This window comes from Streptomyces sp. Z26 (assembly GCF_003665095.1).
In the GTDB taxonomy this organism is placed as follows: domain Bacteria; phylum Actinomycetota; class Actinomycetes; order Streptomycetales; family Streptomycetaceae; genus Streptomyces; species Streptomyces phytohabitans.
In genome coordinates, this window is the sequence record NZ_RCHV01000002.1 from 5,316,847 (window position 1) to 5,337,053 (window position 20,207).

Annotated in this window: 14 protein-coding genes and 1 riboswitch; of the genes, 11 read left to right on the forward strand and 3 right to left on the reverse strand. The window is 74.8% G+C overall.

The window, feature by feature from the left end:
- Positions 1 to 15 precede the first annotated feature (15 nt).
- The 3 genes from D7M15_RS23105 (at position 16) to D7M15_RS23115 (ending at position 4,880) form a co-directional block, all read left to right on the forward strand.
- The gene (locus D7M15_RS23105; RefSeq protein ID WP_121519252.1) at positions 16 to 1,620 is read left to right on the forward strand and encodes a glycoside hydrolase family 13 protein; all 1,605 of its coding nucleotides are present in this window, start codon (positions 16 to 18) and stop codon (positions 1,618 to 1,620) included.
- 71 nt (positions 1,621 to 1,691) lie between these two features.
- A complete protein-coding gene (locus D7M15_RS23110) occupies positions 1,692 to 3,524 on the forward strand; it encodes a glycosyl hydrolase family 28-related protein (protein ID WP_121519253.1) in 1,833 nt (610 codons plus the stop codon).
- 144 nt (positions 3,525 to 3,668) lie between these two features.
- Positions 3,669 to 4,880, forward strand: a complete 1,212-nt coding sequence (locus tag D7M15_RS23115; RefSeq protein WP_121519254.1) for a GTP-binding protein — start codon at positions 3,669 to 3,671, stop codon at positions 4,878 to 4,880.
- A gap of 25 nt (positions 4,881 to 4,905) precedes the next feature.
- Here the strand turns inward: D7M15_RS23115 and D7M15_RS23120 are convergent, their stop codons facing one another.
- Positions 4,906 to 7,356, reverse strand: coding sequence for a DNA topoisomerase IV subunit A (locus D7M15_RS23120; protein ID WP_121519255.1), 2,451 nt, complete (start codon positions 7,354 to 7,356; stop codon positions 4,906 to 4,908).
- Between the two features lie 343 nt (positions 7,357 to 7,699).
- Between D7M15_RS23120 and D7M15_RS23125 the strand changes: the two genes are divergently transcribed.
- The 3 genes from D7M15_RS23125 (at position 7,700) to D7M15_RS23135 (ending at position 11,778) form a co-directional block, all read left to right on the forward strand.
- On the forward strand, positions 7,700 to 9,082 hold the full coding sequence (locus tag D7M15_RS23125; protein ID WP_121519256.1) for a pitrilysin family protein: 1,383 nt from the start codon (positions 7,700 to 7,702) through the stop codon (positions 9,080 to 9,082).
- 29 nt (positions 9,083 to 9,111) lie between these two features.
- Entirely contained in the window at positions 9,112 to 10,479 is a 1,368-nt protein-coding gene (locus tag D7M15_RS23130) for a pitrilysin family protein (RefSeq protein ID WP_121521264.1), read from the forward strand.
- A 263-nt stretch (positions 10,480 to 10,742) separates the two neighbouring features.
- Positions 10,743 to 10,901: riboswitch (cyclic di-AMP (ydaO/yuaA leader) on the forward strand.
- A 13-nt stretch (positions 10,902 to 10,914) separates the two neighbouring features.
- A complete protein-coding gene (locus D7M15_RS23135; RefSeq protein WP_121519257.1) occupies positions 10,915 to 11,778 on the forward strand; it encodes a M23 family metallopeptidase in 864 nt (287 codons plus the stop codon).
- A gap of 111 nt (positions 11,779 to 11,889) precedes the next feature.
- Here D7M15_RS23135 and D7M15_RS23140 read toward each other — a convergent pair whose 3' ends face one another.
- Positions 11,890 to 12,171, reverse strand: coding sequence for an HPr family phosphocarrier protein (locus D7M15_RS23140; RefSeq protein WP_121519258.1), 282 nt, complete (start codon positions 12,169 to 12,171; stop codon positions 11,890 to 11,892).
- Between the two features lie 94 nt (positions 12,172 to 12,265).
- On the opposite strand from D7M15_RS23140, the gene D7M15_RS23145 reads away from it, so the two are divergent.
- The 4 genes from D7M15_RS23145 (at position 12,266) to D7M15_RS23160 (ending at position 17,998) form a co-directional block, all read left to right on the forward strand.
- Positions 12,266 to 15,166 carry a bifunctional GNAT family N-acetyltransferase/acetate--CoA ligase family protein gene (locus D7M15_RS23145; RefSeq protein ID WP_121519259.1) on the forward strand — a complete coding sequence of 967 codons (2,901 nt, stop codon included), beginning with the start codon at positions 12,266 to 12,268 and terminating at the stop codon, positions 15,164 to 15,166.
- A 27-nt stretch (positions 15,167 to 15,193) separates the two neighbouring features.
- Positions 15,194 to 15,790: a DUF5998 family protein gene (locus tag D7M15_RS23150; protein ID WP_121519260.1), complete on the forward strand. Its 597-nt coding sequence runs from the start codon at positions 15,194 to 15,196 to the stop codon at positions 15,788 to 15,790.
- Positions 15,787 to 17,058: an alkaline phosphatase family protein gene (locus tag D7M15_RS23155; RefSeq protein WP_121519261.1), complete on the forward strand. Its 1,272-nt coding sequence runs from the start codon at positions 15,787 to 15,789 to the stop codon at positions 17,056 to 17,058. The genes D7M15_RS23150 and D7M15_RS23155 overlap by 4 nt, the downstream gene beginning before the upstream one ends.
- A 196-nt stretch (positions 17,059 to 17,254) precedes the next feature.
- Positions 17,255 to 17,998 (forward strand): thymidine kinase, encoded by a 744-nt coding sequence (locus tag D7M15_RS23160; RefSeq protein ID WP_121519262.1) that lies wholly within the window; start codon positions 17,255 to 17,257, stop codon positions 17,996 to 17,998.
- Between the two features lie 117 nt (positions 17,999 to 18,115).
- Here the strand turns inward: D7M15_RS23160 and D7M15_RS23165 are convergent, their stop codons facing one another.
- Positions 18,116 to 18,964 (reverse strand): VOC family protein, encoded by an 849-nt coding sequence (locus D7M15_RS23165; RefSeq protein WP_121519263.1) that lies wholly within the window; start codon positions 18,962 to 18,964, stop codon positions 18,116 to 18,118.
- A gap of 311 nt (positions 18,965 to 19,275) precedes the next feature.
- Between D7M15_RS23165 and D7M15_RS23170 the strand changes: the two genes are divergently transcribed.
- The gene (locus tag D7M15_RS23170) at positions 19,276 to 20,106 is read left to right on the forward strand and encodes a sulfurtransferase (RefSeq protein WP_121519264.1); all 831 of its coding nucleotides are present in this window, start codon (positions 19,276 to 19,278) and stop codon (positions 20,104 to 20,106) included.
- Positions 20,107 to 20,207 lie beyond the last annotated feature (101 nt).

A 20,207-nucleotide genomic window follows, 5' to 3' on the forward strand; every position in this document is an offset into this window, starting at 1 on the left:
CTGAAAGGAACCCCTGTGCCCCTCTCCGGTGACGACTGGTGGCGCGACGCCGCCATCTACCAGGTCTACGTGCGCAGCTTCGCCGACGCCGACGGCGACGGTACGGGCGACCTGGCGGGCGTCCGCGCGCGACTGCCGTACCTCGCCGAACTCGGCGTGGACGCCCTGTGGTTCAACCCCTGGTACCTCTCCCCGATGGCCGACGGCGGCTACGACGTGGCCGACTACCGCGCCGTCGACCCGGCGTTCGGCAGCCTCGACGAGGCGGAGAAGCTGATCTCCGAGGCCCGCGACCTGGGGCTGCGCACCCTGGTCGACATCGTGCCCAACCACGTCTCGGACCAGCACCCGTGGTTCCGGGCCGCGTTGGCCGACCCGGACGCGGCGGAGCGGGACCTCTTCCACTTCCGGCCCGGCCGGGGTCCGGACGGCGCCGAACCGCCGAACGGCTGGACGTCCGAGTTCGGCGGCCCCGCCTGGACCCGTACGACCGACCCGGACGGGACGCCCGGCGACTGGTACCTGCACCTCTTCGCCGCCGGTCAGCCCGACCTCAACTGGGCGCGTGCGGAGGTGCGCGAGGAGCACGAGGACGTGCTCCGCTTCTGGTTCGCGCGGGGCGCGGCGGGCGTACGCGTCGACTCCGCCGCGCTGCTGTGCAAGGACCCCGCGCTGCCGGACCTGGTCGACGGGGCCCCGCACCCGTACGTCGACCGGGACGAGCTGCACGAGGTGTACCGCGGCTGGCGGGCCGTGGCCGACGAGTTCGGCGGCGTGCTCGTCGGCGAGCTGTGGCTGCCGGACACCGAGCGCTTCGTGCGCTACCTGCGGCCCGACGAGCTGCACACCGCGTTCAACTTCGACTTCCTCGCCTGCCCCTGGGACGCGGCCCGGCTCCGCGCGTCCGTCGACATGACGCTCGCCGCGCACGCGCCCGTCGGCGCCCCCGCCACCTGGGTGCTGTGCAACCACGACGTGACGCGCACCGTCACCCGCTACGGCCGCGCGGACACCGGCTTCGACTTCGCCGCCAAGCGCTTCGACACCCCCACCGACCTGGCGCTCGGCACCCGGCGGGCCCGCGCGGCGGCCCTGCTGTCGCTGGCGCTGCCCGGCTCCGTGTACCTCTACCAGGGCGAGGAGTTGGGCCTCCCGGAGGCGGCGGTGCCACCGGACCGCATCGAGGACCCCATGCACTTCCGCTCCGGCGGCGTCGACCCCGGCCGGGACGGCTGCCGGGTGCCGCTGCCGTGGGACGGCGACGAGCGCCACTACGGCTTCGGGGAGGGCGCCGCGCCGTGGCTGCCGCAGCCCGCCGACTGGGCCCCGTACGCCGTGGCGCGCCAGGCGGGCGACCCGGCGTCGACGCTGTCGCTGTACCGCGAGGCGCTGCGCGTACGGCGTACCGAACCGGGCTTCGCGGGCGGCGCGTTCCGCTGGCTGGACGCCCCCGACGGGGTGCTGGCCTTCGCCCGGGGCGACGGGCTGACCTGCCTGGTCAACCTCACGGCCGACGCCGTCCGGCTGCCCGGCTCCGGTGAACTCCTCCTCGCCAGCGGCCCGTTGGACGAGGACGGCGGGCTGCCCGCCGACACGGCCGTCTGGCTGCGCGCCGGATGACCGGCCGGATCGGCCCACGACACGTGCACCACCACCGCGTACACCGCGTACCGACGACGGAGAGGGATGCCATGGACGGCACGAACGAGGGCACGCCGGAGCGCGCGCCAGGTTCGGCGGGGAGGCGTACGGCACGTGCCGGGCGCCGCCCCCTGCGTACGGCGCTCGCCGTCGCGGTGGCGGGCGCGGCCGTCGTCGGCGCGCTCGGCGCGCTGCCCGACGCCGCCGAGGCGGGCGCACCGGCGAAGGCGCCCGCCGCCACCGCCGGAGCCGCGCTGCCCTTCACCTCGCAGGAGGCCGAGGACGCCACCACCGACGGCACCGTCGTCGGGCCCGACCACACCCAGGGCACCCTCGCGTCGGAGGCGTCCGGGCGGAAGGCCGTGAAGCTGGCCGCCGGGCAGAGCGTCGACTTCGAGCTGAAGGCCGCCGCGAACGCGGTCGACGTCGCGTACAACGTGCCCGACGGGCAGGAGGGCTCACTCGCGGTACGGGTGAACGGCGAGGCCGTGGAGGGGGAGTTGACGACCACCTCCCGCCACAGCTACCTGGACACCCCCTGGATCGCGGGCTCCACCACGCACCACCTCTTCGCGGACACGCGGCTGCTCCTCGGCCGGGACGCGGCGGCCGGGGACACCGTCACGCTCACGGCGAGCGCCGAGACGACCGTCGACGTCGCGGACTTCGAACAGGTCGCGGCGCCCGCCGAGATGCCGTCCGGCGCGGTCTCCGTGGTCGACCACGGCGCCGACCCCACCGGGGCGGGCGACTCCGCGCAGGCGTTCCGGGACGCGATCGCCGCGGCCCGGGGCGGCACCGTGTGGATACCCGAGGGCGACTTCACGCTCGGCTCCGAGCTGAACGGCGTGTCGGACGTCACGATCCAGGGCGCGGGCAACTGGCACTCCGTCGTACGCGGTTCCCGGTTCGTCAACCAGACGCAGTCCGCCGGGAACGTCCACCTCAAGGACTTCGCCGTCTTCGGCGACGTCACCGAACGCGTCGACGGCAACGCGGACAACTTCGTCAACGGCTCGCTGGGCGCGAACTCGTCCGTGTCCGGCATGTGGGTGCAGAACTTCAAGGTCGGGCTCTGGCTCACCGGCACCAACGACGGGCTGGAGGTCACCGGCAACCGCATCCTCGGCATGGCGGCGGACGGCCTCAACCTCAACGGCACCGCCAAGGACGTCACCGTCAGCGACAACTTCCTGCGCAACACCGGTGACGACGCGCTCGCCATGTGGTCGCTGAACGCCGCCAACGAGCGGTGCGCGTTCACCGGCAACACCGTCGTGCAGCCCAACCTCGCCAACGGCATCGCGATCTACGGCGGCACCGACATCACCGTCAGCGGCAACCTGGTCAAGGACACCAACGCCCTCGGCAGCGGCATCGCCGTCTCCAACCAGAAGTTCCTGGACCCGTTCTTCCCGCTGTCCGGCACCATCACCGTCTCCGGCAACGAACTGGTGCGCACCGGCGCGCTCAACCCCAACTGGAAGCACCCGATGGGCGCGCTGCGCGTCGACGCGTACGACTCGGCCATCGAGGCGGACGTCCGGATCACCGACACCACGGTGCGGGACAGCCCGTGGAGCGTCTTCGAGTTCGTGTCCGGCGGCGGCAAGGGGCTGGCGGTGCAGAACGTGACGGTCAGCGGCGCCACCGTCGAGAACACCGGCACCGTGGCCGTGCAGGCCGAGACGCGGGGCGAGGTGGAGTTCAGCGACGTCGTCGTGACGGGTGGCGGCGCGGCGGGCGTCTACAACTGCCCGTTCCCCGAGGGCAGCGGCACCTTCACCGTCCGGGACGGCGGCGGGAACTCCGGCTGGGACACCGAGTGGCCCGACTGCGCGACCTGGCCGGAGCCCGGCGGGACGGGCGCGGCCCGCGGCTGACGGGCCGCCGGGCGGGGGCGCGGGGGCGGTGTCGATTACGATCGGCAACCGCCCCCGTCGGCCGTCCCGCGCCGTACGCCACGGGCACCCGCGTACGTACCGGCGTCCCGGCACGCCCCCGCAGCACCAGGAGAAACCGCACCCGTGACCACACGAGCGATCCCGGTCGTCGTCCTCGCCGGCTTCCTCGGCTCCGGCAAGACCACCCTCCTCAACCACCTGCTGCGCAGCAGCGGCGGCACCCGGATCGGCGCCGTCGTCAACGACTTCGGCAGCATCGAGATCGACGCCATGACCGTGGCCGGACAGGCCGACGCGATGGTCTCCCTCGGTGACGGCTGCCTGTGCTGCGCCGTCGACACCAGCGACCTGGACGGGGTGCTGGCGACGCTGGCCCGGCCCGAGGCGCGGATGGACGTGATCGTCGTCGAGGCCAGCGGCCTGGCCGAGCCGGAGACGCTGATCCGCATGATCCTCGGCAGCGCGGAACCGGGCATCGTGTACGGCGGGCTCGTGGAGGTCGTCGACGCCGCGGAGTTCCCCCGTACCCGCGTCGCGCACCCGGAGCTGGACCGGCACGTCGCCCTCGCGGACCTGGTGGTCCTCAACAAGGCGGACCGGGTCGCCGCCGCCGACGCCACCGGGCTGCTGGAGACGCTGTCCGGGCTGGCGGCGGGCGTGCCCGTGGTCACCGCCGAGTACGGGCGGATCGACCCCGCGCTGCTGTACGACCGGCCGCCGCGCGAACGGCCCGACGTGGAGCAGCTGTCGTTCGACCAGCTGGCCCGCGAGGAGTACGAGGCGCGGGAAGCGGAGCGCGAGGCGGCACGGGCCCGCGCGGGCGGCGACGGCCCGCACCTCCACCAGGCGTACGAGAGCGTCGACTTCACCTCCGACGAACCGATGGACCCGCGCCGTCTGACGGCCTTCCTGGACGCCCGCCCGGACGGCCTCTACCGCGTGAAGGGCTTCGTCGACTTCGGTCCGGGCGACCCGGACCACATGTACGAGGTGCACGCCGTCGGCGGCTTCCTGCGCTTCCGGCCGCTGCCCCGGGACCGTACGGACGCGTCGCGCACCCAGCTGGTGCTGATCGGCGCGGGCGTCGACACGGACGCGCTGCGGGGCGCGCTGGCCGAGGCGCGCGGGCCGGTGGTGGTGCCCGGCGCGCCGGACGAGGACCCGTACGGCATGTGGGGCGTGCTGCGCCACGTGCCCGAGCCCGAGGAGTACGAGGAGCCGCGGGAGCCGGAGACGCGGGCGGAGACGGCCGAACCCGGCGAACCGGCCGAACCCGCCGACGCGGACGGGTCGTACGGGCCCGGGGACCCGTACGACCCGGCGGACGACCGCTAGCGAACAGCGCCCGGGCGACGCCCCGTCAGAACGGCCCGGCCACGACCCCCACCGGCCGCTCCAGCGGCAGCCCCGAACCGTCCCGGCGCGGGTCCGGCGCGGGCAGCTCGCTCGGCGCGCCCGCGGCCGTGGCCGCGCGCGCGGGCGCCGCGCCCGCCCACGCGAACGTCAGACAGTCCTCGCCCTTCAGGAAGCGCTGGCAGCGGACACCGCCCGTGGCCCGCCCCTTGCGCGGGAACTGGTCGAACGGCGTCACCTTCGCCGTGGCCGCCGAGTCGTCCAGCGTCCCGTGCGAGCCCGCGACGGTGAACACCAGCGCGTCCGCCGCCGGATCGACCGCCGTGAACGAGAGGACCCTGGCCTCCGGGCCGCCGAGCTTGATCCCCGCGACACCGCCCGCCGCGCGGCCCTGCGGGCGGACCTGCCCGGCCGGATAGCGCAGCAGCTGCGCCTCGTTGGTGATGAAGACCAGGTCCTCCTCGCCCGTACGCAGCTCCACCGCGCCGACGATCCGGTCACCCTCCTTGAGGCTGATGACCTCCAACTCCTCCTTGTGCGCCGGATACTCGGGCACGACCCGCTTCACCACGCCCTGCTCGGTGCCCAGCGCGAGACCGGGGGAGGACTCGTCGAGCGTCGTCAGGCAGACCAGCCGTTCGTCGCCCTCCAACGTCAGCAGCTCCGCGATCGGCGCGCCGCCCGCCACGCTCGGGGACGGCGGACTCTCCGGCAGCTGCGGCAGGTCGACCACGGCCAGCCGCAGCAGCCGCCCCGCCGACGTCACCGCCCCCACCTCGCCGCGCGTGGTGGCGGGCACCGCGGACACGACCACGTCGTGCTTCACCCGCTTCGCCGAGTCGTCGAACGACGCGTCGCCGTTCGCCGTACGGGCGAGCAGCCCCGTGGAGGACAGCAGCACACGGCACGGGTCGTCCGCGACCTCCAGCGGAACGGCCGTCAGCGGCACGTCCGCCGACTCCAGCAGCTGCGTACGGCGCTCCGTGCCGTACTTCTTCGCGACCGCCGCCAGCTCCGACGAGACCAGCTTCCGCAGCTCCGTGTCCGAGTCGAGGATGCGGGTCAGCTCCTCGATCTCGGCGCGCAGCCGGTCGCGTTCGCCCTCCAGCTCCAGCCGGTCGAACTTGGTGAGGCGCCGCAGCGGGGTGTCCAGGATGTACTGCGTCTGCACGTCGGACAGGCCGAAGCGGCCGATCAGCGCGTCCTTCGCCTGCGCCGCGTTCTCGCTGGAGCGGATCAGGCGGATGACCTCGTCGATGTCGAGCAGCGCCACGAGCAGGCCCTCGACGAGGTGCAGCCGGTCGCGCCGCTTGGTCCGCCGGAACTCGCTGCGCCGCCGCACCACTTCGAAGCGGTGGTCGACGTAGACCTCCAGCAGTTCCTTGAGGCCGAGGGTGAGGGGCTGGCCGTCGACGAGCGCGACGTTGTTGATGCCGAAGGACTCCTCCATCGGCGTCAGCTTGTAGAGCTGCTCCAGCACGGCCTCCGGGTTGAAGCCGTTCTTGATCTCGATGACGAGCCGCAGGCCGTGCGCGCGGTCCGTGAGGTCCTTGACGTCCGCGATGCCCTGGAGCTTCTTCGCGTTGACCAGGTCCTTGATCTTGGAGATGACCTTCTCCGGGCCGACGGCGAAGGGCAGTTCGGTGACGACCAGACCCTTGCGGCGCGCGGTGACCTGCTCGACGGTGGCCGTCGCGCGGATCTTGAACGTGCCGCGGCCCGTCGCGTACGCGTCCTTGATCCCGTCGCGGCCGATGATCCTGCCGCCGGTCGGCAGGTCCGGGCCCGGCACGAGCCGCATCAGCGTCTCCAGGTCCGCGCCCGGGTGCTTGATGAGGTGCCGCGCGGCGGCGATGACCTCCGTCAGGTTGTGCGGCGGCATGTTGGTCGCCATGCCGACGGCGATCCCGGCGGAGCCGTTCACCAGCAGGTTCGGATACGCGGCGGGGAGGGTCGACGGCTCCTGCTCGCTGCCGTCGTAGTTCGCCGTGAAGTCGACGGTGTCCTCGTCGATCGACTCGACCATCAGCCCGGCCGCGGGCGCCGACCGGCACTCCGTGTAGCGCATCGCGGCGGGCGGGTCGTCGTTGCCGAGGGAGCCGAAGTTGCCGTGCCCGTCGACCAGCGGGACCCGCATGGAGAAGCCCTGCGCCATGCGGACCAGCGCGTCGTAGATGGGGCTGTCGCCGTGCGGGTGGAGCTTGCCCATGACCTCGCCGACGACGCGCGCGCACTTCACGTACGGCCGCTCGGGACGCAGGCCCATCGCGTGCATCTGGTACAGGATGCGGCGGTGCACGGGCTTCAGGCCGTCCCGCGCGTCGGGGAGCGCCCGCGAGTAGATGACCGAGTAGGCGTACTCCAGGTAGGAGCCCTGCATCTCGTCGACGACGTCGATGTCGAGGATGCGCTCCTCGAAGTCGTCCGGAGGCGGGGTCTTCGTACTGCGGCGGGCCATCGCGGCAGGTGCTCCTTCGTGCGTGCTCGTGCGTACGGACGTGCGCGGGGAGGCGGTCGCGGACCGGCTCGTGGGGCGGACCGCGGACGTGCTCGTACGTACGGAGTGGACTGACGCCGCCCATTGTGGACCGCGCCTCTGACAGCCGGGCCCGCGGCCCGGTCTCGGCTCGTACCGTACGGGAACTTCGCGCCCTGTCCGAGCGATTGCATACAGTGACGGCAAGAAGTCGGGGCGGCGGCACGGCAGTCACCCGGGCCGGGACGGACACGTCCCGGCCCGGGGTCCGGGCGCGCAGCCCGGCACCGCCCCGGCACTCCCGCGACGAAGGGACTCCATCCCCATGGGCCACACGGCCACGCCACCGCCGGCCACCGGCGGGCTGACAGCGACCGAGCACCGGCTGGCCAACGGCCTGCGCGTGGTGCTCTCCGAGGACCACCTGACACCGGTCGCCGCGGTGTGCCTCTGGTACGACGTCGGCTCGCGGCACGAGGTGAAGGGGCGCACGGGTCTGGCCCACCTCTTCGAGCACCTGATGTTCCAGGGCTCCCACCAGGTGCCGGGGAACGGCCACTTCGAGCTGGTGCAGGGCGCGGGCGGCTCGCTGAACGGCACCACGAGCTTCGAGCGCACCAACTACTTCGAGACGATGCCCGCCCACGAGCTGGAGCTGGCGCTCTGGCTGGAGGCGGACCGCATGGGCTCGCTGCTGACGGCCCTGGACGAGGAGTCCATGGAGAACCAGCGGGACGTCGTGAAGAACGAGCGCCGCCAGCGGTACGACAACGTGCCGTACGGCACCGCGTTCGAGCGGCTGACGGCCATGGCGTACCCGGAGGGCCACCCGTACCACCACACGCCCATCGGCTCCATGGCCGACCTGGACGCCGCGTCCCTCGCGGACGCGCAGGAGTTCTTCCGTACGTACTACGCGCCGAACAACGCGGTGCTGTCCGTCGTCGGCGACATCGACCCGGAGCGCACCCTCGCCTGGATCGAGAAGTACTTCGGCTCCATCCCCGGCCACGAGGGCAAGAAGGCGCCGCGCGACGGCACCCTGCCGGACGTCATGGGCGGCGAGCAGCGCGTGCTGCTGGAGGAGGACGTCCCGGCGCGCTCCCTGATGGCGGCCTACCGCCTGCCGCACGACGGCACCCGCGCGTGCGAGGCCGCCGACGTGGCGCTCACCGTCTTCGGCGGCGGCGAGTCGTCCCGCCTGCACAACAGGCTGGTGCGGCGCGACCGTTCGGCCGTCGCCGCCGGGTTCGGGCTGCTGCGGCTGGCGGGCGCGCCGTCGCTGGGCTGGCTGGACGTCAAGGCGTCCGGCGACGTGGAGATCGCCGCCATCGAGGCGGCCGTCGACGACGAGCTGGCCCGCTTCGCGGAGGAGGGCCCCAGCCCCGAGGAGATGGAGCGCGCCCAGGCCCAGCTGGAGCGCGAGTGGCTGGACCGGCTGTCGACGGTCGGCGGCCGCGCCGACGAACTCTGCCGGTACGCCGTGCTGTTCGGCGACCCGCAGCTCGCCCTGACCGCGGTGGGACGGGTGTTGGACATCACGGCGGAGGAGGTGCGGGACATCGCCCGCGCCCGGCTGCGCCCGGACAACAGGGCGGTCCTGGTCTACGAGCCGACGGCCGCGGACGCCGGGACCGACGCCGACGGCACCGACGCCGACGGCGGGAACGACGAGCAGCAGGACGCGACCGAGGAGGCCGGCCAGTGAGCGACACCGCCACTCCCGCGCAGACGACGATGGACTTCCACCCCCGCCCGTCCGGCGGCGAGCCCACCCCGTGGGCGTTCCCCGCCCCCGAGCGCGGCACCCTGCCCAACGGGCTGACGGTGCTGCGCTGCCACCGCCCCGGCCAGCAGGTCATCGCGGTCGACGTCAATCTGGCGGCGCCGCTCGACGCCGAGCCGGAGGGCCTGGAGGGTGTCGCCACCCTCATGTCGCGGGCGCTGTCCGAGGGCACCGACAAGCACGACGCGGAGGCGTTCGCGGCCGAACTGGAGCGCTGCGGCGCCACGTTGGACACCCACGCGGACCACCCCGGCGTACGGGTCTCGCTGGAGGTGCCCGCCTCCCGGCTGTCGCTGGCGCTGGGGCTGCTGGCCGACGCGCTGCGCGCCCCCGCCTTCGCGGAGAGCGAGATCGAGCGGCTCGTGCAGAACCGCCTCGACGAGATCCCGCACGAGCTGGCCAACCCGGCCCGCCGCGCCGCCAAGGAGCTGTCGCGGGAGCTGTTCCCGCCGGAGTCGCGGATGTCCCGGCCCCGGCTCGGCACCGCCGAGACCGTGGAGCGGATCGACGCGGCGGCCGTCCGCGCGTTCTACACCGCGCACGTACGGCCGGCCACGGCGACCGTCGTCGTCGTGGGCGACCTGACCGGCATCGACCTGGACCGGGAGCTGGCCGACACCCTCGGCGCCTGGACCGGTTCGGCGGCCGAGCCGCGGCAGGTGCCGCCGGTCACGGCGGACGACCGCGGCCGGGTGGTGATCGTCGACCGGCCCGGTTCGGTGCAGACGCAGCTGCTGATCGGCCGGATCGGCGCGGACCGGCACGACAGCGTGTGGCCCGCGCAGGTCGTCGGCACGTACTGCCTGGGCGGCACCCTCACCTCCCGGCTGGACCGCGTGCTGCGCGAGGAGAAGGGCTACACCTACGGCGTCCGCTCCTTCGCGCAGGTGCTGCGTTCCGCGCCGGACGGTTCGGGCGCGGCGATGCTCGCCATCAGCGGTTCGGTGGCGACCGACGTCACGGGCCCGGCGTTGGGCGACCTCTGGCAGGTGCTCCGCACGCTCACCGCGGAGGGCCTCACCGACGAGGAGCGCGACTCCGCGGTGCAGAACCTGGTGGGTGTGGCCCCGTTGAAGTACGAGACGGCGGCAGCCGTCGCGGACACCCTCGCCGACCAGGTGGAGCAGCACCTGCCGGACGACTTCCAGGCGCAGACGTACGCCCGGCTCGCCGCGACGGGCACCGTGGAGGCGACGGCCGCGGTCGTCAACGCCTTCCCGGTGGACCGGCTGGTGACCGTCCTCGTCGGGGACGCCGAGCAGATCGCCGGTCCCGTACGGGAGTTGGGCATCGGGGAGGTCACGGTCGTCACCGGCTGACGGTCCGGCGGGCGCGGGGCGCGCGTACGGCGGGTGCGCACGAACGGGCGCCCCGCGTACGGCCCTTCGCGCGTCGCACGGATGAGCGGCGCCCCCGGCGGTCCGAGCGGCCGACGGGGGCGCCGTCATGTCTGATTCATCCGACATGTGCGGGCCGGAATGTGGCGTGTGCGACAAAGAGGCGGAACGGCTTGGTGGTTGGTGGATCTCCCGCCTAGCGTCGGTCCGGTTGTCCGTCAGAAGTGACCGCGCCCGCGGCCGACGGGCGGCCATCGCCGAGTCCCCACGGTGCGAGCCGTGGAGAGCCGGGGACCCACGCAGTCCCTGGGGTGAATCGGACGGCCTCTCACGGAGGCGGCCCGTAGGAGACCTTCCTGCTCCGAACCCGTCAGCTAACCCGGTAGGCGACAGGGAAGGAAAGGAGTTCGCCGCAGCATGGCGTTCCATCGCGCTCCGGGTCGGCACCGCCGCCCCACCCGTGTCCACCGCAGAAGCGCGAGCCTGGCGGGCGTCGCCGGTCTCGCCACCGTCGGTGTGATGGGCTCGTTCGCCTCGCCCGCGGGCGCCGCCGCGAGCGGCTCCCCGCAGCCGGAGTCGCAGCCGGACATCGGAGGTACGGACGGCGGCGGTACGGACGTCGGTCCGGCCCGTACGGTCGTCCTCGGCGACTCCCTCGCGGACTCGCTCACCGACCAGGCCAGCAGCCAGGCGGGCGCCGCCGCGGAGGCGGTCGCGGCGGAGCAGGCCGACGAGCGCGCGCGGGCCGAGGCGGCGGCGAAGAAGAAGCGGCAGGCGGAGGCGCGGAAGGAGGCCGCCGAGAAGGCCCGGCAGGTCCGCGCGGCCGAGGAGCAGCGCGCGGCCCGCGCGGCGGAGGCCAAGCGCGCCGCGGCCGCCGGTTACGTGTCGCCGGTCGAGGGCTCGTACGTGTCGACGCAGTACGGCGCGGGTGGCGGCATGTGGTCCTCCGGCACGCACACCGGCATCGACTTCCACGCGTCCTCCGGCACGTCCGTACGGTCCGTCGCGGCGGGCGAGGTCGTCGAGGCGGGCTGGGGCGGCGCGTACGGCAACAACGTGGTGGTGAGGCACGCCGACGGCACGTACACGCAGTACGGCCACCTGTCGTCCCTCGCGGTGTCCACCGGCCAGCACGTGGCGCCGGGGCAGCAGGTCGGCCTGTCGGGCAGCACCGGCAACAGCCAGGGCCCGCACCTGCACTTCGAGGCGCGCGGCGGCCCGGACTACGGGTCGGACATCGACCCGGTGTCGTACCTGAGGCAGCACGGCGTCAAGCTCTGACGCGTCGCCCGGCGCCCCGCGACAACACGGCGGCGACACGGCGGCGACACAAGCACAGCCCCGGCCGCTCCCCGGCCGGGGCTGTGCCGTCCGCGCGCGGCGCGGGTCGGTTCAGACCGTCTCCGGCATCTCGTCCAGGCCCTCGGCGACGAGCTTCGCCAGTCGGTCGAGCGCGGCGTCGGCACCCTCGGCCTCGGAGGCGAGGACGATCTCCTCGCCGCCCTCGGCGCCGAGTCCGAGCACGCCCAGCATCGAGGCGGCGTTGACGGGCGCGCCGTCGCCCTTCCGCACGGTCAGCGGGACACCCGCGGCCGCGGCCGCCCGGCAGAAGATCGCGGCGGGACGGGCGTGCAGGCCCTCGGCCCAGCCGACGGAGACGCGGCGCTCAACCATGGTTCAACCCTTCAGGTCGTCACTGTTGTCTAGACCAGTGTCGCACGGGGCGCGCGACCGCCGACAGCGCCGTACCGCTCGTTACGCTGACACCATGCCAGCAGACGCCGAGCGCGCCTACCCCACCCACTGGGAGGCCGACGTCGTCCTCCGCGACGGCGGCACCGCCCGCGTCCGGCCCATCGCGCCGGACGACGCCGACCGGCTCGTCGCGTTCTACGAGCGGGTGTCGGACGAGTCGAAGTACTACCGCTTCTTCGCCCCGTACCCCCGCCTCTCCGACCGCGACGTCCGCCGCTTCACCCACCACGACTACGACGACCGCGTCGGCCTCGCGGCCACCGTGGGCGGCGAGTTCATCGCCACCGTCCGCTACGACCGCGTCGACGCCGACGGGCGCCCCGCCGCCTCGCCCGCCGACCTGGCCGAGGTCGCCTTCCTCGTCCGCGACGACCAGCAGGGCCGCGGCGTGGGCTCCGCGCTGCTGGAGCACATCGCCGCCGTGGCCCGCGAGCGCGGCATCCGCCGCTTCATGGCGGAGGTGCTGCCCGCCAACGGCCGCATGATCAAGGTCTTCACCGACGTCGGCTACTCCGCCCGGCGCCGCTTCGAGGACGGCTCCGTCCGGCTGACCCTCGACATCGAGCCCACCGAGCAGTCCCTCGCCGTCATGCACGCCCGCGAGCAGCGTGCCGAGGGCCGCTCCGTGGGCCGCCTGCTGGCCCCCGCCTCCGTCGCCGTCGTCGGCGTCAGCCGTACGCCCGGCGGCGCGGGCCGCTCCGTGCTGGAGAGCCTCCGCGAGGGCGGCTTCACCGGCCGTACGTACGCGGTGAACGCCGCCCTCACCGGCCCCGCCGAGCTGGCGGGCGTCCCCGCCCACCCCCGGATCGGGGACCTGCCGGAGACCGTCGACCTGGCGGTCGTCGCCGTGCCCGCCGCGCGGGTGCCCGAGGTCGCCGCGGACTGCGGGGAGCGGGGCGTGCAGGGACTCGTCGTGCTGTCCGCCGACTTCACGCGCGAGGCGCAGCGCGACCTCGTACGGCAGGCCCGCGCGTACGGGATGCGGGTCGTCGGCCCGAACGCGCTCGGCGTGATCAACACGGACCCGGACGTACGCCTCAACGCCACGCCCTCGACCACGTCCCCCGCGCGGGGACGCGTCGGGCTGTTCACCCAGTCCGGCGCGATCGGCATCGCACTGCTCGACGGGCTGCACCGGCGGGGCGCCGGGCTGTCCACGTTCGTGTCGGCGGGCAACCGCGCGGACGTGTCGGGGAACGACGTGCTCCAGTTCTGGGACGACGACCCGGACACGGACGTGGTCCTCATGTACCTGGAGTCGATCGGCAACCCGCGCAAGTTCACGCGCATCGCCCGCCGCGTCGCCGTACGGAAGCCGCTGGTCGTCGTCAAGGGCGCCCGGCACAGCGGCAGCGCGCCGCCGCCCGGCCACGCCGCGCCCGCGACCCGTACGCCCGACGCCACAGTCTCGTCGCTGCTCCGGCAGGCGGGCGTGATCACCGTCGACACCGTCACGGAGCAGCTCGACACCGGTCTGCTGCTCGCGTCGCAGCCGCTGCCCGCGGGGCCCCGCGTCGCCATCCTCGGCAACACCGAGTCGCTGGGCCTGCTCACCTACGACGCGGCCCTCACCGACGGGCTCCGGCCGCTGCCCGCGACCGACCTGACGACCGCCGCGACCCCCGACGACTTCCGTCGCGCCGTCCGCGCCGCCGTCGCGGACCCGGGCACGGACGCGGTCGTGGTCACGGTGATCCCGTGGGTGGACGACAACCCGGCGACGGCGCTGGCGGACGCCGTACGGGAGGCGGCATCCGCGGTCGCTCCGGACGAAGAGGCCGCCCCGGACGACGGGACCGCCCCGCGGGACGCGGACGGCACCGGCCTCCCGCCGGGCCCCGCGAAGCCGGTCGCCGTCGTCCACCTGGCCATCGACGGCCTGGCGGAGGCCCTGGCCGAACGCGGCATCCCCGCCTACCCGGCGGCCGAACGCGCCGTCCGCGCCCTCGCCCACGCCGTACGCCTCGGCGCGTGGCGCCGGTCGGCCGAGTCGCCGGGCCGCGTACCGGAGTTCGACGTGGCCGAGTCCGCGGCGGCCGAGCTGCTGGCGCGGGCCACACGGGAGGCCCACGCGGCGGAGGCGGCCGAGCCGGGGGAGCCGGGGACCCCTTCCGGGACCGCGACCCCGGCGCGTACGGGAAGGGGCGCGCGCCCCCGTACGCGACCGCGCGCCGACACGGGCACGCGTACGGCGGCGGGCCCCGCGCCCTCCCCGGAGGCGCGCGGCAGCATCCCGCTGGCGCCCGCCGACGTCGCCGCGCTCCTCGGCCACTACGGCATCGCCGTGCAGCCCACCCTGCCCGCGCCGACCCGCGAGGCGGCCGTCGCCGCCGCCCGGCGGCTCGGCTACCCGGTGGCGTTCAAGACCACCGCCCCGCACCTGCGGCACCGGGCCGACCTCGGCGGCGTACGCCTCGACGTGCCCGGCCGGTCCGAACTGCGCCGCGTCTTCGCGGAGGTGACCGACGCGCTCGGCCCGGCCGACGAACTCCGGCCCGTCGTCCAGGCGATGGCGCCGCGCGGCGTCGACACGGTCGTACGGGCCGCCGTCGACCCGTCCATCGGCGCCGTGCTCTCCTTCGGCCTCGCCGGGCCACCCTCCGAACTCCTCGGCGACATGGCGCACCGGCTCGTCCCCGCCACGGACCGGGACGTGGCCGAACTGGTCCGTACGATCCGCTCGGCACCCATCCTGTTCGGCTGGCGCGGGGCGCGGCCCGTGGACACCGGCGCCCTGGAGGAACTGCTGCTGCGCGTCTCGCGGCTGCTCGACGACCACCCGGAGATCGTCGCCGTCGACCTCGAACCGGCCGTAGTGGCGCCGCGGGGCGTGACGGTGCTCAGCGCGTCCGTACGCGTGGCCGAACCACCCGTCCGGGACGACAGCGGTCCCCGCCGACTGCCTGCCTACTGAAGCGCCGCAGCGCCGTAGGATGGCCCCATGGCGAAGACCAGTACGACGACGCAAGGGCTGCGCACGGCGATCGAGCGCAGTGGCTATTACCCGGCACTCGTTGCCGAGGCCGTCGAAGCGGCGGTGGGCAGCGAGCCCGTCGCCTCGTACCTGGTGCACCAGGAGACCACCTTCGACTCCAACGAGGTGCGCCGCCACGTCACCGTCCTCGTCCTCACCGGCACCCGCTTCATCGTGAGCCACACCGACGAGCAGGCCGCGGACGGCACGTCGCCCGCGCCGTACGCCACGACGTCCACCGAATCGGTGAAGCTGGAGCGCATCTCCTCGGTCGTGCTCTCCCGCGTCGTCGCGGACCCCGAGTCGTACACGCCCGGCACCCTGCCCCGCGAGGTGGTGCTCACCATCGGCTGGGGCGCTGTCTCCCGCATCGACATGGAGCCCGCCGCGTGCGGCGACCCCAACTGCGAGGCGGACCACGGCTACACCGGCTCCACCACCGCCGACGACCTGTCGCTCCGCGTCAGCGAGGCGGGCGACGGGCCGGAGACCGTGCGCCAGGCGCTGGACTTCGCGCAGGCGCTCTCCGAGGCGACGGTGGCGGCCCCGGGGCCCGCACGGTGACACCGGGCGACACCGCACGGACCTCCTCCGGCCCCACCCCGTCCGACCCCGCCGCGCACCGCACCGGCGCACCGGCCCCCGCCGTCCCGCCGGACGAGCAGCCGCCCCTCGACCCGCGCACCGCCCCCGTACCGCGCTACGGCCACGGCTCCCTCGCGGACCTCCTCCCGGCGGTCGTGTCGGGACAGGGCGTGCCGGAGCTGGCGGGCCTGGCCACCGGGTTCACCCTCGAACCGGCCGACCGCGCCTGCGTGTTCCTCGTCGACGGCATGGGCTGGGAGGCGCTGGCGGCCCACCCGGACGAGGCTCCCTTCCTCACCTCCCTCCTCGCGTCGTCGTCGAACGGCAGCGGCGCGCCCCTCACTTCGGGTTTCCCCTCGACGACGGCCACGTCCCTCGCCTCCGTCGGCACCGGCCTGCCGCCCGGTGTGCACGGCCTCCCCGGTTACACGGCGCGCAACCCGGAGACCGGCGAGCTGATGAACCAGCTGCGCTGGCAGCCGTGGACCGACCCGTACGCCTGGCAGCCGTACCCGACGGTCTTTCAGCGCGCCGCCACCGCGGGCATCGCCACCTGCCAGGTCTCCGCACCGCACTTCGAGCACACGCCGCTCACCCGGATCGCGCTGTCGGGCGGCACCTTCCACGGGCGGCTCACCGGCGAGGAGCGCATGGACCTCGCGGCCGAACGCCTCGGCGCGGCCGACCGCACGCTCGTCTACACGTACTACGCCGAACTCGACGGCAACGGCCACCGCTACGGCATGGACTCCGACGCCTGGCGCGGCCAACTCCAGTACGTCGACCGCCTCGCGCAGCGCCTCGCGGAGCAACTGCCGCCCCGCGCCGCCCTCTACGTCACCGCCGACCACGGCATGGTCGACGTGCCGTCCACCGAACGGGCCCGCTTCGACTTCGACGAGGACTGGGAGCTGAGCGCGGGCGTCGCCAAGCTCGGCGGCGAGGGCCGGATGCGCCACCTGTACGCGGTGCCGGGCGCGGCGGCGGACGTCGCCACCGTCTGGCGCGAGGTGCTGGCCGGGGACGCGTGGGTGGCGACGCGCGAGGAGGCCGTCGCCCTCGGCTGGTTCGGGCCGCACGTCGAGCCGCGCGTACGGGACCGGATCGGTGACGTCGTCGCGGCCATGAGCGGCGACGCGGCGGTCGTGGCGACCCGTACCGAGCCGAACGAGTCGGCGCTGATCGGCATGCACGGCTCCGCGACCGCCGCCGAGCAGCTGGTGCCGCTGCTGGAGGTCCGCACATGAGCCGGAGACCGCGCCCCCGCCCGTAGGCGCGCGGGCACGGGAGGCACGGGGCGGGCCGCTCGCCCGCGTACTCCCCGCCGGGGAACGCCCGCACGGGCCGCCGCCCCGGCACGCCCGACCCCGCCCGGGACCCCGTACGATCCGCCCGAACGCGCCGCCCCGCGCCCGTACTTCACCAGGAGAGGCCCGACCCCCCATGCCAGAGCTGGTTTTCTTCAGCGGCACGATGGACTGCGGCAAGTCCACGCTCGCCCTCCAGATCGAGCACAACCGGTCGGCGCGCGGCCTCCAGGGCATGATCTTCACGCGGAACGACCGGGCGGGGGAGGGGCGGTTGTCGTCCCGGCTCGGCCTCGTCACCGAGGCGATCGAGGCGGGCGAGGGCTTCGACTTCCACGCGCACCTGGTGCGGCACCTGACGGCGGGCGGACGTACGGACTACGTCATCGCCGACGAGGCGCAGTTCCTCTCGCCCGAGCAGGTCGACCAGTTGGCGCGGATCGTCGACGACCTCGGCATCGACGTGTTCGCCTTCGGCATCACCACCGACTTCCGCACCAAGCTCTTCCCCGGCTCGCAGCGGCTGATGGAGCAGGCCGACCGGCTCCAGGCGCTCCAGGTCGAGGCGTTGTGCTGGTGCGGCGCGCGGGCCACGCACAACGCCCGTACGGTCGGCGGCCGGATGGTCGTCGAGGGCGAGCAGGTCGTCGTCGGTGACATGAGCGGATCGGAGTCCTCCGGCGAGGTGGGCTACGAGGTGCTGTGCCGCCGCCACCACCGGCGGCAGCTCACGGCGGCGTCGGCCGGTGCGGCGACCCTGTCGCCGGACGTGCTGCCGGTCGACGCGCCCGCGCGGCAGCACGGCACGGCGCGGCAGAACGGGGCGCGGGGGAGCGGCGGCCGGGCGATCGGCTCCCAGCCGGACGGGTCCCGGGCGTAGCGCGGCTCGGTACGGGGCCCCGGGCGTACGGCGGGGCGGTGCCGGCCGGGTCGCCGGTCACCGCCCCGTCCACCCCTCCGCCGCCGGGACGGAGCCCGCCCGCGCGGGGCGGCCCGCTCAGCCGCCGTTTCCCGTGCCGCCGTTCCCCGTACCGCTACCGCCGTTTCCCGTGCCGCCGTCCCCGGCCGCCCGGATCACGCTGAACCGCGCGCCCTCCGGGTCGGCCACCGTCGCGAGCCTGCCGTACGGCGAGTCGCGCGGCTCCCGTACGACCCGGCCGCCCAGCTCCGTCACCCGCCGGGCCGCCGCGTCCACGTCCGCCACGGCGAAGTACGTCTCCCAGTGCGGCCCCCGCTCGCGCGGCAGGTCGTCGCCCGCGCCGTGCACCCCGGCGACGGGGGTGCCGTCGAGGTGCAGCGTCAGGTAGTCGAAGCCGGGGGCGTCGTGGGACTTCGCCTCGTAGCCGAACACCCGCTGGTAGAAGTGCCCGACCGCCGCCGTCTCCCGCGTGACCAGCTCGGACCAGACCGGGGTGCCGGGCGCGCCCGCCTCCGCCGTGCCCAGCCCGAGGTGGGTGCCGGGCTGCCACAGCCCGAACACCCCGCCCGCCGGGTCCGACGCGATCGCCAGCCGCCCGGCGTCCTCCACGTCCAGCGGCCCGACGGCGACGGTGCCGCCGCACTCGCGGACGAGCGCGGCGGTCAGGTCGGCGTCCGCCGTCGCCAGATACGGCAGCCACGCGCTGTGCGGCTGCGCGCGCGCCGTCGTCACCTCGCCCATCCCGGCGACGTCGCGGCCGCCGACGACGGCGAGCACGTACGGCTCCAGTCGGCGCGGCCCCGGGCGGTACTCCCAGCCGAACAGCCCGGTGTAGAACTCACGGCTCGCCGGCAGACCGTGCACCATCAGACTCGCCCAGCAGGGCGTGCCCGTGGTGTGCCGGTGCCGGATCGCTGCCTCGGTCATCTGCTTCTCTCCTCAGGACCATCATCGATGCGGTCGTGCTGCGTGGACCGGGCAGCGGTACGCCGTACCCGCCGCCCGGTGCCGGACGTCCGGTGGCCGGTGTCCCGCGACCGGTGACCGGAGACCGGTGTCGGGCAGATGCTCGCATCCCCGGCGCCCGTACGTGTACCCGCCGTCGCGTACCGTCGCGTGTCCGCCGCCGAAGCACCCGCCGACGTGCCCGTCGCCGTGCCGTCGAAACACCCGCCGAGGCGTCGCCGTTCCGCCGCTCCGGCCCACACGGCCGGGGGCCGTTGCGCCAGGATGGGGGCATGACAGCCATCATCAGCGCAGCGCGACTCGCGAGCGACCTGGCGGGCCCGGTGCCGCCCGTCCTTCTCGACGCCCGGTGGCGGCTCGGCGGGCCGCCCGGACGCGAGGAGTACGCGGCGGGCCATCTGCCCGGCGCCGTCCACGTCGACCTGGAGACGGAACTGGCCGGACCGGTCGGCCCCGGGACCGGACGCCACCCGCTGCCCGCGCTCGACGTCTTCGGTACGGCGATGCGCCGCGCCGGTGTCTCGACCGGCCGCGACGTGGTGGTCTACGACGGCGGGCAGGGCTGGGCGGCCGCCCGCGCCTGGTGGCTGCTGCGCCGCACCGGCCACCCCTCGGTCCGCGTGCTGGACGGCGGACTCGCCGCCTGGGACGGCCCGTTGACCACCGAGGTGCCCGTCCCGGCCGAGGGCGACTTCGTCCCGCGTCCGGTCACGAGCGGCGTGCTCTCCGCCGACGGGGCCGCCGCCCTCGCGCGCGACGGCCTGCTCCTCGACGCGCGCGCCGCCGAGCGCTACCGGGGGGAGACCGAGCCCGTCGACCCCGTCGCCGGACACGTCCCCGGCGCGGTCAGCGCCCCGACGACCGAGAACACCGGCCCGGACGGGACCTATCTGCCCGCGTCCGAACTGACCGCGCGCTTCCGCGAGTTGGGTGCCACCGACGGCACGGCGGTCGGCGTCTACTGCGGTTCCGGGGTGTCCGCCGCGCACCAGGTGCTCGCCCTGGAGCTGGCCGGTGTCGAGGCGGCGCTGTACGTCGGCTCCTGGAGCGAGTGGGCGGCCGATCCCGACCGCGAGGTCGCCACGGGCCCGCTGCCCGGCTGACGCCCCGGCCCCCCGCCCGCCGCGCGCGGCCCGTACGGCACGACGCGGCGAGGCCCGTACGACCCGTACGGCACGGGTCGGGCGGCGGGGCCCGTACGGCG

What these genes read in the sequence shown, in the direction of transcription:
- D7M15_RS23110 (WP_121519253.1), top strand. Translation starts at nt 1,692, where the DNA reads ATGGACGGCACGAACGAGGGCACGCCGGAGCGCGCGCCAGGTTCGGCG.
- D7M15_RS23125 (WP_121519256.1), top strand. Translation starts at nt 7,700, where the DNA reads ATGGGCCACACGGCCACGCCACCGCCGGCCACCGGCGGGCTGACAGCG.
- D7M15_RS23160 (WP_121519262.1), top strand. Translation starts at nt 17,255, where the DNA reads ATGCCAGAGCTGGTTTTCTTCAGCGGCACGATGGACTGCGGCAAGTCC.
- D7M15_RS23120 (WP_121519255.1), bottom strand. Translation starts at nt 7,356, where the DNA reads ATGGCCCGCCGCAGTACGAAGACCCCGCCTCCGGACGACTTCGAGGAG.
- D7M15_RS23135 (WP_121519257.1), top strand. Translation starts at nt 10,915, where the DNA reads ATGGCGTTCCATCGCGCTCCGGGTCGGCACCGCCGCCCCACCCGTGTC.
- D7M15_RS23170 (WP_121519264.1), top strand. Translation starts at nt 19,276, where the DNA reads ATGACAGCCATCATCAGCGCAGCGCGACTCGCGAGCGACCTGGCGGGC.
- D7M15_RS23140 (WP_121519258.1), bottom strand. Translation starts at nt 12,171, where the DNA reads ATGGTTGAGCGCCGCGTCTCCGTCGGCTGGGCCGAGGGCCTGCACGCC.
- D7M15_RS23130 (WP_121521264.1), top strand. Translation starts at nt 9,112, where the DNA reads ATGGACTTCCACCCCCGCCCGTCCGGCGGCGAGCCCACCCCGTGGGCG.
- D7M15_RS23150 (WP_121519260.1), top strand. Translation starts at nt 15,194, where the DNA reads ATGGCGAAGACCAGTACGACGACGCAAGGGCTGCGCACGGCGATCGAG.
- D7M15_RS23145 (WP_121519259.1), top strand. Translation starts at nt 12,266, where the DNA reads ATGCCAGCAGACGCCGAGCGCGCCTACCCCACCCACTGGGAGGCCGAC.
- D7M15_RS23165 (WP_121519263.1), bottom strand. Translation starts at nt 18,964, where the DNA reads ATGACCGAGGCAGCGATCCGGCACCGGCACACCACGGGCACGCCCTGC.